Here is a 15,496-nt window from a genome sequence, read left to right on the forward strand (position 1 = left end):
GAACTTCCTTCCTTACGCTTTTTGTGTGCCCAAGTTTGCAAGCACGTCTAAAATTTCTTTATAGAATTCTTCACGGGTACCACCGCGATGAATTTCTTTATATAACTCACCATCTTGAATGAATAAAATACGCTGACAGTAACTTGCGCTGTAAGGATCATGCGTAACCATCATTATGGATACACCTTGCTCTTTATTTAGGCTTGTCATGGCATCAAGTAAACTCGTTGCATTTTTAGAATCTAGAGCTCCAGTCGGCTCGTCTCCCAAAATAATTGCTGGTTCATGAACTAACGCACGTGCAGCTGCGGAACGTTGCTTTTGTCCACCAGATACTTCAGAAGGATATTTTTGAAGTATAGCTGTAATGCCTAACATATCAGCTACTTTTTCTACTTTCTTTCCAATATTACGAGATGAAACACCTTGAAGTGAAAGTGGGAGTGCGATATTTTCATAGATAGATAAATTTTCTAATAAGTTAAAGTCTTGGAAAATGAACCCTAATTTTTGCGAACGGAAATCAGAAAGCTCACCTTGCTTCATTTTCGTAATATCCGTACCTGCAATTTCAACCATACCGCCCGTTGCTGTATCTAACGTTGAAATTACATTTAATAATGTTGTTTTACCAGAACCAGAAGGCCCCATAATACCAACAAACTCTCCCTCTTGAATAGAGAATGATACACCTTTTAACGCGTGTGATTGATTCTCACCTTTTTTACCGTACAATTTTTGAATGTTTTTTACATCTACAACTGGTTTTATCATATATATCCTCCTGCATTTTTTTATTTCATTACAATAAGCTACAATGAAATCTTTCCTTTTATCTTCTTTGCTCGCCTCATCACTTTGAATACACCCATGATAAACTATGAAAATTAGGAAACACCCCGTAAAATCCTTAAGATTTCTTAAGTTTTAAAAAAAGCTTATGGAACCTGTAGTTCCATAAGCTTTCTATCTAATTGGATGTTCAACAATAAAAGACATCCAACCATCTTTATATTCTGCATGTATATTACCATGATGAAGTTCAACAATTCTTTTTGAGATAGCAAGTCCCAGTCCATTTCCCTGGTCATCTTTTCTTGCCTTGTCCCCCCTGAAAAACCTTTCAAACAATTTATTTGGATCACTAACAGGCGGTTTCTCGACTTTATTTGACACTTTCAAAATTGCTTTGTTATCCATTAATGCAAGACATACGGATAATTCGGATGGTTTCATGCTGTACTTTATCGCATTCATAAAGAGATTTTCATATACACGTACCATTTTTTCCACATCTATGAAGATAGGTATTGTTTCTTCCGCGATAGATCTTTGAACGATTAAACTTTCCTTTTCAAATATAGGTATGTATTCTCCAACTATTTGTTCCAACAAACCTGATAAATCAACTTCATTAAGGTTTAACTTAGCATCTATACCTGATAAACGAGTATACTCAAACAGCTCATCAATTAAATATTTCAGTCTCTGTGACTTTGAATACGTGGTTTCAAGGTATTCCTGTAATTGTGTGTTACTGTTGTATTGCCCTCTTTTTAATAAATCTATATAGCCAATAATAGATGTTAACGGTGTGCGTAAATCATGAGATACATTTGTGATAAGTTCATTTTTTGTACGTTCTAATCGTCTTTCTTGTTCAAATGTATTCTCCAATTCCTTGGACATATAGTTGATATTTTGAGCAAGTTGGGTCAATTCGTCCTTCCCCTTAATCCCAATTGTTAAACCCAGTTTTCCATTGGCAATATCATTCACATTATCAGAAATGAGCTTCAAATATGCTATTTTCTTTCGAACCAATATCAAAAAGATTACTATAAAGTTTAAGATTGCGAACGTAAATAAGAACAACATTGCGAGTCTCACTTCAAACAAGCCAAAATCTTCGTGTTTTATAAAGAATGGATCTATGACGTATTGCACAATGAGGATTGTTAAACCAAATGAAATAAAAAAACTAATTGCAACAGCACCAAGAAGTTTTATAATAATCTTATTTCTGAAACTAACATTTTTCATATTTTATACCCAATTCCCCAAACAGTTTTAATATAAATGGGATGTTTAGAATCCTCTTCAATTTTGTCTCTTATTTTTGTAATATGCACCATGACGGTATTGTCTGATTTATAAAAAACCTCTTTCCAAACTGCTTCATATATTTTTGCTACACTCAGGACAATCCCTTTGTTACGGGCAAGTAATTCGAGAATAGCAAACTCTTTTGGAGTTAACCTTGTTTCTTTTCCTCTTACCCATACTTGACGTGTATCTGTATTTACGGTTAAGTCACCAATTTCTAGAATGCTTTTATTATGTTCTATGGACGTATTATATTTTTTAAACCTTCTTAATTGGGATTTTACCCTAGCGATTAATTCTAGTGGGTTAAACGGTTTTGATAAATAATCGTCTGCACCAGAGGCTAGGCCCTGAATTTTGTCTATATCCTCAGATTTTGCAGATAGCATAATGATAGGCATATTGCGATCTTCCCTAATTTTCATACATGCTTCAATGCCATCCATATTCGGCATCATAATATCTAAAATAATCAAATCAAATTCCTTTTCTTCTAACAGTTGTAAAGCTTGTATAGCATCTTCTGCCTTTTGAGTTTTTAGACCTTCATTTTCCAAATATACAGAGATTAGATTTCTAATCTCTTTATCATCATCCACAATAAGAATTTTTGACTCCATATTATTCCTCCACATTAAATGCAATAAGTATACAATAAAGCATATATTTGTTGTTACTTAATTAATAAACTTAATAGAGATGGTTTCTATCTTTTTTCTTTACTTAAGACGATTCTTTGTAAAATACATAAAAAGACCGTCACAGTATTGTGACGGAAAAACAGGAAAATTTCAATAACTAATTACTATTATTATTTATTTGTAGTTTTTAAGGCATCTAACACTATTTTGGTTGCTTCTGCAATAAGCTTATCATCGTATTTAGCATCCTCTTTATCATGATTAGAAAGTATCGCAAGAACAATTGGCTTTTTATTTGGTGGCCAAATAATTGCGATATCATTTCTAGTTCCATAAGATCCCGAGCCAGTCTTATCAGCTACTTCCCATCCTCCTGGAACTCCGGCACGAATTAAGTTGTCTCCCGTAGTATTCCTTTTCATCCAATCTATTAATAAATCCCGTTTCTCAGTTGAAAGTACATCTCCTAGCGTGAAAGCCTGAAGACTAGTAGCTAATGCCTTTGGGGTACTAGTATCATGTACGTCTCCTGGATGCACTTCGTTTAATTCTGGTTCAAAACGTTCAGGATTTGTAACGGTATCTCCTATTTCTCTCAGTGATTTTTTGAATTCACTAGGTCCACCTAATTGTTTAAGAATAAGATTCTGTGCAGTATTATCACTATATCGAAGGGAAGCATCTGCAAGCTCTTTCAGAGTCATACCCCTATCAACATACTTTTCTGTAATTGGATTGTAATTAACAAGATCTTCACGAGTATACAAAACTCTTTGATTTAGATCTTCTATTGATTTCTTTTGTAAAAGTACTCCCACAGCTAAAGCTTTGTGGGTAGATGCGTATGCAAACCGTTTATCTGATTGATACGTAACGGTTTGATTCGTATCAGTGTCCAATGCATAAATACCGAGTTTAGCATCAAATTCTTTTTCAAGTTTAGCAAAAGAATCATTACCAGTAGTTTCTTGTTTGATTTGATTTGTTTGTTTCGTTTGTTTAGGTGATTCAGATTGAGTATTACTATCGGAACAGCCTATAAGCGTTGCACATGAAAGAAATACTACAGGTACCATCTTTTTGTAATGTAAAATGTTAAAAAACTTGTTTAAGACTATCATACATTTTCAACCTCTTTCAAGAATATATGGTTTTTCTAGGTGTTATACATATCGATACAATTAAAGAGTGTATCGGATATCACTCTTCTTGCATCTCACTTTTCATAAAATGAGCGAACTATCATGAGCCCCTGTTTTATACGTATACTTAATAGACAACCTAAGCAACAAGTTTGTTCCATTTTTATCAGTAGTCGTATCTAGAAACCTAAAAAAGTCCATTTAGAAGATTTAAATGGACTTTTTCACTCATATCATACTATCTATAGTTAAACAAATAAGATTAAATACATTTAAATTTCCTTGTTTTATCTAATAAACTGTTTAGGCATTTCTTTAACGTGCTTATCATCATCACGCCAATCATAGGTTTCTTTCTGTGAAATATCTAAAGTTTGATCTCCAATTCTAACAATATTCTTATTTATCCATTCAATATATGGATCGGTATCTGGATAGTTCCAATATATATTTTTCTCTGAATCTGTATCAAGATTAACTAATTCACCCCTAACAGCATCCGCACTTAATGATCCTGCATTATGAAAATAAGTCTTGATGAGATATTTTCCATCTGGAGATTTCACTGTTTGAATTAATTCCCCTTTTGGAACACCTTGCAAACTAAAAAATTTCCAATATCCAAATCCAATTATAATTACTAACATAGTAAGTATAGTTAGTAATACATTTCTTTTTGTTTTTTTAATTTCACCTTTTGTATTTATAATACTCATTCAACTCCATTCCATAGAAAGAATACCATATTATACCATTAAGTAAATGGTATAATATATCAAAAATAAAAATCCTCCCGTAATAGTATTATAAAAAGAGCATGTGATGGTCTCTCTATTTATAAAGTGAAACTTTAATCCCCCTCACCAGTCGGGCTGCCCGTTAATACGGGATAAACATGAAAATTCCCATTTAGGAAAAATTAAAAAAATCAGACAGTATACTTGAATTGCTCTTCGCAAGAGAATATACTAATAAAGCAGGCTATGACGTTCCTTCCTTCTAACTTCTTTGGCGAAATAGGGATGTTACTTTCCTGCTAAACACATAGGCTATGACAATTCTTCCTTCTTTGTAGAAATTTCAAATTGTTTTAGAGTTGTCAATTCCCTATGAAAAATAATTAGACTATAAAACCTCTTTCTTCTTTGGTCCTGAATAAACTTTAGTTTATCAAACCATTGATGTAGAGGTTTTCTTTTCTTAATTAACAAATTACCACTTAACAACTAAATGTTATACCCCTAATTTTTCACTAAAAAATAGCTATGTACCCTCTGTGCATTTCTCTACAATTAGTGTGTTTATGCATGTAAAAATAAAAATCTACCACTGAAAGGAGGACAGTCAGACTATTCCCCTCTTTTATAAGGAGTGAATAGCTGGCGTTCTCATGAAAAATTCTATTTATATAAGAAGAAGTTTGAAAGTAATTATAAAAAGAGAAGAAAATAAACTACCGAACATTTATTTAGCCACTGTTTTAAAAAACTTGGAAAGTTTAGGATTTACTTTTTCCGAGCCTTTAATAGAAGAGTTGCAAACACTTTCGGTTGATGCATTCACATCGTTTTACAAAGAGTTGGTAAAACATTTAAAAGAAATGGTTGGAGCACATATTCAGTTTACTCCTATGTATCCAAACTTTCCGCAACAAATGATGGATTTAAGTGACGCTGATTTATACATCAATGCCATTATTCATTATGTGACGTTGCGCCTACCTGTATCAAAAATAGAAGAACGACTTCCTCTTTTAGATAGCGTTGATTTGAAAGTTATTGACTTAGGAAGTGAAGAAGATTTCAATCAAATGATTTCTCAATTGATTAGTGCAAACAGCTCTATTTCCTCAACTGATAAGACAGATGTAGAATGGGCTATTACACACACTGAAGATGTTTCCTGTTTTCTACCTAATGTAATTCCTCATAAGGAAAATATGTCTTTTATAATTGGGGTTTTATTAATAAACAGAAAAATATCAGCCGATGCTGCTGCAAAGTATTTTAAAACAGCAACTGATGTTCTTCGCCTTGCAGTTGCTTTATCTGAAGGCGATGTGAGTTTAGCATCCTCCGTTCGATTCAAGAAGTTTAACCGAGCAGAAAGACGCTTCCTTTTAGGATTGTTAGAGCAATGCGGAAACATTACCGAAGATATGCTTCGATACAAAAAACGTTGGATTCGTTTAGGTGAAATTCTTCATCCAGCAGAATATCATACTCGTTTCTCCAAAACCCACCGAGCATTTGAGATTCTTCGCAACAACATTAAAGTTGAAACATTTAATGGAAAAATAGAAGCAGCTTTGTTGAATCGTGATATCATGACAGCGAAAAATCTTTTAAAAACTCGCCCGGGGGAATTTGCCAGACGCTTGGATCATTTAATCCGTTTATGTAGTGATAAGTCAACAGATGTTTTCAATATTCTCGAAGATTTTCTAAGTATAATAGGAAACGTTTCTACTCCTGTATTACTTCAACTTACGGCTCATTTTAAGCATCGAAATGATAAAAATGAATTTCGTACCTTTTTTCCAAAGGGAAATGTAGCAAAAGCTATAGGTATTGAAAATACACTTCCATTTATCTCAGAGGCTATTTGTTTAATGATTGTAAAAATGTGTGAAGATACTTTAAAAAAGCGCTTCGCAGAACTTCCAAGTCTCGGAAAAGTATTTTTGGATGAACAGTTAAAAAATCACTTAGTCCCCTTCTCTCAACGTTCAGCCAGCAAAGCGCTTCGCACATTATCTCGAGGAAGTAAAGTAGATTTACCAGAAGGAGATACAATTCGTTTTTTCCTATGGTGGAAAGAAGGCTATGTGAATGGACAACATACAGGACGCGTTGACATTGATTTGTCTGCTGCAATGTACGACGAAGATTGGCAATACAAAGAACATGTATCCTTCACAAACTTACGTTCAAAAAATTTCAAAGCCTACCATAGCGGAGATATTACTTCTGCACCAAAGGGGGCATCTGAATTCATTGATTTCGATATTCCGTCTGTGCTGAAATACGGTGGACGCTATGTAGTCATGACTTTGCTTTCTTACACAGACCAACCATATAAAGATTTACCAGAATGCTTTACTGGTTGGATGGTTCGTCAATATCCTGGTTCAGGTGAAATATTTGAACCTTCTACTGTTCAAGATAAAGTGGATATTACTGCCGACACCCAAATATCTATTCCAGTTATCTTAGACTTAAAGGAACGAAAATTGATTTGGACAGATTTGTCTCTTACAAGAGATCTAACTTATGATAATACCATCGAGGCTAATCAAAAAGGTATGATACTAGTTGGAAAGGCTTTTACTAATTTAGTTAAACCGAATTTATATGATTTGTTCCGATTACATATTGAAGCTAGAGGTGAACTCGTTCAAGACATCGAAGAAGCAGAAAGCATTTTTTCTTTGGATAAAGGGATTACTCCTTTTGATATCGAAAAAATAATATCTGATTTTATCGCTGACCCACAAGACTAACTACATTACAAACATTGATAATGTGTGGAAAATATCCATGTATAATGTCTATGTGAAACAGGACCTGATAGATGAATATCAGGTCCTGTTTTTTTATTTAGTAGATACTAAATAGTCCGGTTAATCACTATTCATCTAAATACACTATACTAATAAAGTGAAATTTATTCGAAAGAAGTTCATTAGTTAATATGTATCTAATTAAGAAACATTCATATACCAGCCCAAACATCTTTTCCATATCGCCCTTCATCTTGCACACGATCCAACCAATTCCTTGCTTCTTGTTCACTGACTTCATGAATTTCTTGATATGCTTGACAAAGGGTATCTTCTACGTCAGGAGCCATTTTACTTCCATCACCACATATATAAAGATGGGCCCCATTATCTAATAACGAAATTAAATGGATTCTATCTTCTTTTATTACATGCTGTACATATGTTTTAGGGTGTCCTTCTAAGCGAGAAAAAGCTGTGTGTAAAGAGATTAATCCCTCTCTTTCATCATTTTCTAATTCTGTACGATAGAGATAATCCTTTTCAGGATGACGACAACCAAAGTATAGATGTGCTTCTCCTACCTTCATACCTTTTTGCTTTTGCACACGACGCGCTTGTAAGAATCCACGGAATGGTGCAATTCCAGTGCCTGGTCCAACCATGATAATTGGTGTTTCTGGATTTTCAGGTAATTGAAAGTTTGATTGTGGCGTTCGAATGAAACAGATAATCTCATCTTTATTATGACGCTGAGCTAAATAATTAGAAGCGACTCCTTCATATGTTCCTTCCCCACTCCATGCAGGCGCATGAACAACACCAACCGTAATGCTCAAACGATCCTGTGCAACGAGTGGAGAGCTCGAAATAGAATAGTAACGCGGTTTAAGCGCAGGAAGAAGTTCTAAAAAGCGTTCAAATCGGATTTCACAAGCCTCATACTTTTCAAGAAGATCCAACATTGAAATACGTTTCTTTAATATTTGTTCATGATAAACTCCTTCTTCCAATAATGATTCCAATTCCTTTTTATGAGGAGGGCATGCTGTGAATGTCACCATTTCTCGTATTTGTGCTCGAGTGGCTGCTTCTTGAACTTCAATACTATAACTAAGAAGCTCAATTAAACTAACAGGACTGTCTAAAGGTATGTGATTTACACTGCGTCCACTTGCGCTCAGTATGACTTGATCCTTCCCATTTAATCCAAAGCGTTTTAAAATTCGGTTGACATTTTTCTCACTATTAATTGGCAGCACCCCAAGGTGGTCTCCTTCTTGATACGTAGCGCCTTCTGGCAAGGATATCTCGATATGTCGTGTGCTTCTATCACTGCTAGATGATTGAAGTTCACGATTTTCCAATATAGATGCATAAACTGCTTCATATGTTCGCGCAAGAGGCGATCCTCCAAGACGACTAACAAATTGTAAACTTAATGTACTGCGTTCTTTCTCAATGTTTTTGTTAAGTTCCAATCCAAATGCCTTCATCGCATCAGACCACATACTTTGTTTCCATTGCTCGAGCTGTTCCTCGAAATCACCACTTGCATCCGCTTCTCCACGTGTAGAAAATCTTGTTGCTCCTTTTTGAGCCATTTGCTCATCAATGTATCTTGGAATTCGCTGATAAGTACTAGCCCAATTATGATCTCCACAACCAAAAACTGCGTATTGAACACCTTTTAGTTCATCCGGTTTTAATTCCTCCAACCATTGCACAAACTGCCCTGCATTACTTGGTGGTTTTCCATTATAAGAAGAAGTTACAATAAGAACCGCCCCTTCTTTTGGCAGACTTCCAATTCGATCGTTAAGAGCTACCACTTCCGTTTGAACACCTTCTAAACTAGCTGTATCTGCTAGTTCTCTTGCAATACCTTCTGCTACCCCTGTATCCGATCCATACAGAACAAGAAGCGAAAGATTATCGGCTCCAATAATAGAAGGAGTCTTCTGAACTTGCTGTTCGATTTCATCGTTTTTCAATTTCTCCTCTATAGGCGCAAGAACAGTAGTATGGCTAATAGTTTGATTTCGGGGTAGAATCCTAATTTTAAAATCACCAGGCTTTAGCGTTAATGTTTGTTTTACGTCCAGCTGATAGTCTTGATAATCGATGAATTCAAAATGTTGAAGAAGCATTCCCATTACGAGTGTGGCTTCATGAAGTGCAAACTGCATACCGATACATGCTCGTTGACCATTTCCAAATGGCTTATAAGCATGATGAGGAACCTTATCCAACTCTTCAAATCGTTCAGGTTGGAATTCTTCCACATTATCTCCCCACGCGTCTTTATCCCTATGTAGCTGCGGAATAAGAACAGAAATACGATCTTCTCCTTTTTTAATTGGATATTTCCCACCAATCACTGTATCTTCTTTTGCATAGAGACTGAATGCTGGAGCAGTAGGCCATAGACGTAGCGATTCATTTAAAATCATCCGGATATACTTAAGTTTCATAACTTGTTGGTATGTTGGTGTAGGATCTGTCAAAACACGATCTACTTCTTCATAGGCTTTTTTCAATTTATCTGGATTCTTTAATAAAAAATAGATTGCAAAAGATAACAATCCACTTGTTGTCTCATGCCCAGCTATTAAAAAAGTGATAATTTGAAAACGAATATTTTCATCATCTAATTTTTCACCAGTTTCCGGATCCTGCACATTTAACATACGGGAAAGTAAATCATTTTCTTCCTGATTTCCACTACTTTTACGTTCAGCAATAATATTATCTACTAAAGAAAACATGGATTGAATATCATGCTGAAATTGACGTTTCGTTCTCCACATGAGTTTGTCTTCTATATCCAGTCGCTGTAATTGGTGCATCGCCTCATCTAGAGCACGGGTCATGCTAGTGATAAAAGGATGAGAGGTCTCACGATAAAAGCTATTGAATCGGTAATTAAAACCACACAGACCAATTGTATCTAATGTAAGGCGAGTCATATCCTCCGGAACATCCACGTTTTCATTTGGATTAAGCCGTGCCCATTTTTGAACGAGTTGTACGGCAATATCGACCATCATGGCATGGTAATCTTTCATTGCCCGTTGGCTGAATGTGGGCATCAAAATATTATGAGCTTTTTTCCAGTTAGGCTCGTGAGTCTCGCTTGTAAATAATCCGTCTCCAGCAAAGGCACGAACCTTTGCTAAAGCACCCTCTATACTTTTATCGAACCGTGTTTCGTCACAGACTTCTGCTACCAGTTCATGTCCAGAAACGACAATGATGGTATCACTTAAAGTTTGAATTCGAAAAATGGGACCATACTCTTCCGCCAACTTGATAAACGATAAGGTCGGTTTATCTTTATCGATTAATGGGAGATTCCCCAGCGGTCCATATGTTTTCGGCTGAGGAATGGCAGATACTTTTTTATCCATTAAAAACACCCTTTCAAAAAAGCATGAAATAAAATATCCCATTCAATAAAAAGAAGATAACAATGAATCGCCTGGGATAAAGATATGTAATTGATTACCTTATTTTATCTTTTCCCTAACTATTCACGATTATGATATTGCTTATAAGGTTGGTAATCTAAGTTGTTTGTTGACATTAGTTTTATAACTTGCAGAAAAAAATACTAAATGAAAATGAAGCGTATTATTATTATGTTTATCAGAAATTGAGAGCTAAAGATTGTAGTATTTGGAAAATCAGTAATTTCTAATGTCTATTCAAACAAATACGATAAGCAAGTATACTGCGTTACTAGTGAAAAGGATCTGATATGAATATCAGATCCTTTTCACTATGTGTAATTATTTCACTGGTTCTTTTCCAGGTTTAAATACCAGCGCCTTAGCAACAGAAATTTGCATTTTTTCATGGTCTAACTAATCAGCAAAAAAAACTTGTAGGAATCATTATCTCGCGTTTTATTTTGCTCTACCGATTTAACCTCTCGACAGCTTCCGGGCTTGTATCTACACGTTTAACGAAAAAAACTAATAGTAGTGCAACAACATTCATGCCAAGCGCTACATAGAATGAATATTGAATTCCGGATAATAATGCCTTCTGAGTTAATATTGCCTTCGTAGCTTCTGTGAAGGTTGTTGGATCTACTTCAGACATTAGACTTTCAGCTTTTGTTTTTGTTACTGAATTCATAATCGTAACAAGAATAGCAGTACCAATCGAACCGGACACTTGTTGAGCTGTATTATTAACAGCCGTACCGTGCGGATTTAAGCGAGTTGGCAATTGATTAAGGCCATTTGTCATAAGTGGCATCATCACCATCGCCATCCCAAACATCCGCAGTGTGTAAATAAGAATAATATGTGTGTGACTAGAGTCGATTTGCAGGTTTGCCAGCATATAAGTTGAAACAGCTGTAATGGAAAGTCCTACTATGCCAAGAATTCGCGGGCCATATTTATCAAATAGTTTACCTGTAATTGGTGACATAACCCCCATTATTACCGCACCTGGAAGCATCATCAGCCCAGAGCTCAGCGGCGAAATACCGCGGACATTTTGTACATAAGCTGGTGTTAAAATCATACCCGAAAACATAGCCACCGCATTGACAATTGCAATTACAGACGCAAGTGCAAACATTGGGTACTTGTAAACACGTAAATCCAATAAAGGCTCATTCATTTTTAATTGACGGATAATGAAAGCAATTAGGGAAATAGCGCCTATGATTAAGGCTGTTAAGACCACTTTATTCGTCCAACCATCGGAGCTTGCAGAACTGAATCCATATAACAAACCGCCAAAACCGACAGAAGATAATAGTAATGAGAGATAATCAAGTTTTGCATTTTTGTTTTGTCTCATGACATTCTCCGATTTCCAAATCCCTAACAGTAAGCTAATGATTGCTAGCGGTAAAATCATTTCAAACAGCAAACGCCAGTCATAGTACTCTACAATATAACCTGATAGTGTCGGTCCGATTGCTGGAGCTGTAATCATAACTAATCCAAAAATCCCCATTGCTGTTCCCCTTTTTTCTCTTGGAAAGCTTACTAGCATAATATTCATTAACAAAGGCCCCATGACTGAAGAACCTGCTGCTTGAACCATCCGGCCAGTAAGTAATAAACCGAAGTTCGGTGCTACAGCTGCTAAGGCCGTACCAAAAATAAAAATCACCATAGATGTAATAAATAAGCTCCTATTGGAGAAGCGGGTTATTAAAAATGCTGATGCCGGAATTAATATACCACTTACAAGCATATACCCTGTAGAAAGCCACTGGATTGTTGAATAATCTTTAATGTCTAAATCCTTCATGATTGATGGCAAGGCTACATTTAAAAGGGAGTTATTTAAAAATGAAACAAATGCCCCAATAAAAAGGATTACAAGCATTAAATATGGTGGTTTTCTTTTATGTAATGTTTCATTCATATATTTATTTGCCCCTTCATTATAAATTCCATTGATTCGTTTAAATCGTTTGCATATCTGCACAAAAATACATTATCCTTGCAGTATTTTGCCAAACTCTTCGTATAGATATTCTCTTTTTAACAATTCCACTTGATCAACATAACATTTTAAAATTTTTTTATTGATTACACTTTTATAAACATTTAAATACAGGCTTGTAAATCTAGTTATGTAACCATCCATAAAAAGGAATATTACATAGGCTAAGTCAAACATTACATTTTTAAAGTGAGGGGATTAAGCTTATGTACCAATATTGGTATTTGAATTCAAAGGGAAACGGTGAAACATATAATAACCAAATTTCAATGTCGTCATTATATTCACAGCCCCAAATAACTAAAGCGGAGGGAATGGATAGTCTGAAGGTTCCTGAGAATTGGAGTTGTCGAGTCTATCCATTTGGTTGGGATTCACCAGCCAATTATACGGGTTTCAATCCCCAATTCCCTCCCTTCTCTTGGGGGCAGCCAAGCCATTATGCAGGGATGATGCCCCAAGGTCATCCTGCTAATTGGACTCCATTACCAGGCCATGCTGCTTTTAATTTTCAAAAACCTCCCTTCCCCTGGGCCCAACCATTCAATCATGCAGGGATGTTCGCACACGGTAATCTTGCCGCTTTACTATCGCCGCCAGCTAAGGCTTTTAAATTCAGTACCAATAACTGGGGTATTTTCGGAAACTCTCCAGGATGGGGCGGACAGATAAGTCCCATGGGATGGGGGAATAACGGAGGTTACGGTCAGCCAGGAATGCTTGGAAACTTACTTACAGTGGGAAAAGGCACCATGAATGGAATCGGAATGCTTAGTAGTCTAATCGGTATGGGGAAGTTCTTCTTTTAGTTCATTAGCACGGGCGGATAGGTCCATAGCCCAGACAAAAACACATTTCCTTTTCCATTGATTTAATCTTCTCAAATATGCCCCCTGAGTGTATTTATTGTATGGTTCCAGTACTCCCTCCAAGCTCGTTTCCTCTCCTTTCAAATTATAAAAACATCTATTACCTTGTATGTGATAACTTGATAGAGGTGTGGTGACATCAACAAAACGCAAATTTCGTACACTAAGCAAAACGTTACAAAAAAACGGTTCCTTTACGAAAGAACCGTTTTTTTGTAGTTTTTATTTATTTGAAAAGTAGTCAAATCTTCTTTCACTAGTTAACACTTTGAACACGGCCAATTTGTCCATCTTGTAATCGAACTTTAATGCCGTATGTATGTGTTTCACTATGTGTTAAAATGTCTTTCACAACACCACTTACAGTTTTGCTATAGTCATTATCTAATTGAATAACTACATGTGAACCAACTGAAATTTGTGATCTTGTTGGTTTCCCACCTGTTGCTTGTGTTGTTTTTTCTTGTTTTTGTGTTCTCTGTTGTTGCTGAGTCTTCTGCTCTTCTTGTTTACGCTTCTCTTCTTCTGCTCTTTGCTGCTCTACTTGCTTGCGTTTTTCTTCCTCTACTCTTTGTTGCTCTTCTTGTTTACGCTTCTCTTCTTCTACTCTTTGTTGCTCTTCTTGCTTACGTTTTTCTTCTTCTGCTCTTTGTTGCTCTTCTTGCTTACGCTTCTCTTCTTCTGCTCTTTGTTGCTCTTCTTGTTTACGCTTCTCTTCTTCTGCTCTTTGTTGCTCTTCTTGCTTACGTTTTTCTTCCTCCGCTACTTTTTTATCTTCATCTATTTTTTGCTCATCTGATGCTACTTTTAATTTTTCTTCTTCACCTTTACAAGCACTTAAAGACATTACACACAAACTCAAAAGTACAAAAAATAACAATTTCTTTAACATTAAAAAATCCTCCTATATATACATTACAAATCAATAACTTTCATATCATAACAAAAATGTATGTATTTCTTTGTCAAAATTTGTCGTATATATTTAATTTTGACTAACACTCACGCTACAATAAAGGCGGAGATTATTATTATATCGATTCGTGCATAGGAATTACGTTCGTTTGCTAGTCAAGTGAACTTAATTAATGAAATACAAAGAAAAACCTTCACCTTATGTATAAAAGGATCTTTCGATTGAAGATCCTTTTATATTGCTCATTTAACTAAATAGATTGGTTAATTACATAACGCTTTTCTAACTTTCCTTGCGAAGCTTAGCGGATCATCAACGTCTTCGATATTAACGTAAATTAAATTTGGATCATCACATAACCACTCATTGTGTATAGACGAAACGATTATTCCTTGTTTAATAATTGTAGCAACAAATCCATTGACCTCTTTTTGTAAGAGCGCTACCCGTCCTAAACATAATGCCCGTCCAGTTTTATTATCTCTTGATTCGAATGAGAAGGAAGTTGTTACTCTAAAACGTTTTCCTAAAATTGTTGCCTTTATTTCATCCCGATTTATTGTTGCCACGCATTTTCCACCGGCGAATCCTTCTTGGCCACCGATAATTCTTACAAACTGTTGACAAATTAATTCATCATTACACGCCATACCTTGAATCATCCCCCTTTTACTGTTAGGTTATGAATGAATACGTCGGTCTGAAACGGTAATGAATCTATTCTATTACAAAAAAGATTATCGGAATCTCACGAAATCTATTATATGGTAAAACATTTTTAGAGAGCATAAAAAAAAACACCCTAAGGTGCCATCCTCCGACTTGAGAATCATATCTATGTA

The 15,496-nt window shown here is 35.4% G+C and carries 11 protein-coding genes; 2 read left to right on the top strand and 9 right to left on the bottom strand.

Going from position 1 to position 15,496, the window contains the following annotated elements; all coding sequences use genetic code 11:
* Positions 1-12: 12 nt before the first annotated feature.
* The 5 genes from ACXY7N_RS17290 to ACXY7N_RS17310 form a co-directional block, all read right to left on the bottom strand.
* Positions 13-774: an ABC transporter ATP-binding protein gene (locus ACXY7N_RS17290; protein WP_016087233.1), complete on the bottom strand. Its 762-nt coding sequence runs from the start codon at positions 772-774 to the stop codon at positions 13-15.
* A gap of 192 nt (positions 775-966) precedes the next feature.
* A complete protein-coding gene (locus ACXY7N_RS17295) occupies positions 967-2,043 on the bottom strand; it encodes a HAMP domain-containing sensor histidine kinase (RefSeq protein ID WP_016134883.1) in 1,077 nt (358 codons plus the stop codon).
* Entirely contained in the window at positions 2,040-2,726 is a 687-nt protein-coding gene (locus tag ACXY7N_RS17300) for a response regulator transcription factor (protein WP_016081007.1), read from the bottom strand. The genes ACXY7N_RS17295 and ACXY7N_RS17300 overlap by 4 nt, the downstream gene beginning before the upstream one ends.
* 191 nt (positions 2,727-2,917) lie before the next feature.
* Entirely contained in the window at positions 2,918-3,868 is a 951-nt protein-coding gene (gene bla, locus ACXY7N_RS17305) for a class A beta-lactamase (protein WP_098412944.1), read from the bottom strand.
* A 308-nt stretch (positions 3,869-4,176) separates the two neighbouring features.
* Positions 4,177-4,605 (bottom strand): DUF5412 domain-containing protein, encoded by a 429-nt coding sequence (locus tag ACXY7N_RS17310; RefSeq protein WP_488592513.1) that lies wholly within the window; start codon positions 4,603-4,605, stop codon positions 4,177-4,179.
* Between the two features lie 674 nt (positions 4,606-5,279).
* Here ACXY7N_RS17310 and ACXY7N_RS17315 point away from each other — a divergent pair.
* Positions 5,280-7,391, top strand: a complete 2,112-nt coding sequence (locus ACXY7N_RS17315; RefSeq protein ID WP_033659719.1) for a TerD family protein — start codon at positions 5,280-5,282, stop codon at positions 7,389-7,391.
* A gap of 212 nt (positions 7,392-7,603) precedes the next feature.
* Here the strand turns inward: ACXY7N_RS17315 and cypD are convergent, their stop codons facing one another.
* Entirely contained in the window at positions 7,604-10,801 is a 3,198-nt protein-coding gene (cypD, locus tag ACXY7N_RS17320) for a bifunctional P-450/NADPH--P450 reductase (protein WP_488592514.1), read from the bottom strand.
* A gap of 508 nt (positions 10,802-11,309) precedes the next feature.
* Positions 11,310-12,788 (bottom strand): DHA2 family efflux MFS transporter permease subunit, encoded by a 1,479-nt coding sequence (locus ACXY7N_RS17325; protein ID WP_033660094.1) that lies wholly within the window; start codon positions 12,786-12,788, stop codon positions 11,310-11,312.
* 287 nt (positions 12,789-13,075) lie between these two features.
* Here ACXY7N_RS17325 and ACXY7N_RS17330 point away from each other — a divergent pair, with 287 nt between their 5' ends.
* Entirely contained in the window at positions 13,076-13,678 is a 603-nt protein-coding gene (locus ACXY7N_RS17330) for a hypothetical protein (protein ID WP_016134888.1), read from the top strand.
* A gap of 316 nt (positions 13,679-13,994) precedes the next feature.
* On the opposite strand, the gene ACXY7N_RS17335 is transcribed toward ACXY7N_RS17330, so the two are convergent.
* Both ACXY7N_RS17335 and ACXY7N_RS17340 read right to left on the bottom strand, forming a co-directional pair.
* Complete coding sequence (locus ACXY7N_RS17335; protein WP_088084493.1) at positions 13,995-14,630, bottom strand: YwbE family protein; 636 nt, start codon at positions 14,628-14,630, stop codon at positions 13,995-13,997.
* A gap of 287 nt (positions 14,631-14,917) precedes the next feature.
* On the bottom strand, positions 14,918-15,304 hold the full coding sequence (locus tag ACXY7N_RS17340; protein ID WP_016134890.1) for a DUF1259 domain-containing protein: 387 nt from the start codon (positions 15,302-15,304) through the stop codon (positions 14,918-14,920).
* Positions 15,305-15,496 lie beyond the last annotated feature (192 nt).

It is taken from the genome of Bacillus sp. 5w2 (genome assembly GCF_054353775.1).

Bases quoted from the DNA above. Each gene is read 5' to 3' on its own strand.
- ACXY7N_RS17290 (WP_016087233.1), bottom strand. From the start codon at position 774: ATGATAAAACCAGTTGTAGATGTAAAAAACATTCAAAAATTGTACGGT.
- ACXY7N_RS17295 (WP_016134883.1), bottom strand. From the start codon at position 2,043: ATGAAAAATGTTAGTTTCAGAAATAAGATTATTATAAAACTTCTTGGT.
- ACXY7N_RS17300 (WP_016081007.1), bottom strand. From the start codon at position 2,726: ATGGAGTCAAAAATTCTTATTGTGGATGATGATAAAGAGATTAGAAAT.
- bla (WP_098412944.1), bottom strand. From the start codon at position 3,868: ATGATAGTCTTAAACAAGTTTTTTAACATTTTACATTACAAAAAGATG.
- ACXY7N_RS17310 (WP_488592513.1), bottom strand. From the start codon at position 4,605: ATGAGTATTATAAATACAAAAGGTGAAATTAAAAAAACAAAAAGAAAT.
- ACXY7N_RS17315 (WP_033659719.1), top strand. From the start codon at position 5,280: ATGAAAAATTCTATTTATATAAGAAGAAGTTTGAAAGTAATTATAAAA.
- cypD (WP_488592514.1), bottom strand. From the start codon at position 10,801: ATGGATAAAAAAGTATCTGCCATTCCTCAGCCGAAAACATATGGACCG.
- ACXY7N_RS17325 (WP_033660094.1), bottom strand. From the start codon at position 12,788: ATGAATGAAACATTACATAAAAGAAAACCACCATATTTAATGCTTGTA.
- ACXY7N_RS17330 (WP_016134888.1), top strand. From the start codon at position 13,076: ATGTACCAATATTGGTATTTGAATTCAAAGGGAAACGGTGAAACATAT.
- ACXY7N_RS17335 (WP_088084493.1), bottom strand. From the start codon at position 14,630: ATGTTAAAGAAATTGTTATTTTTTGTACTTTTGAGTTTGTGTGTAATG.
- ACXY7N_RS17340 (WP_016134890.1), bottom strand. From the start codon at position 15,304: ATGGCGTGTAATGATGAATTAATTTGTCAACAGTTTGTAAGAATTATC.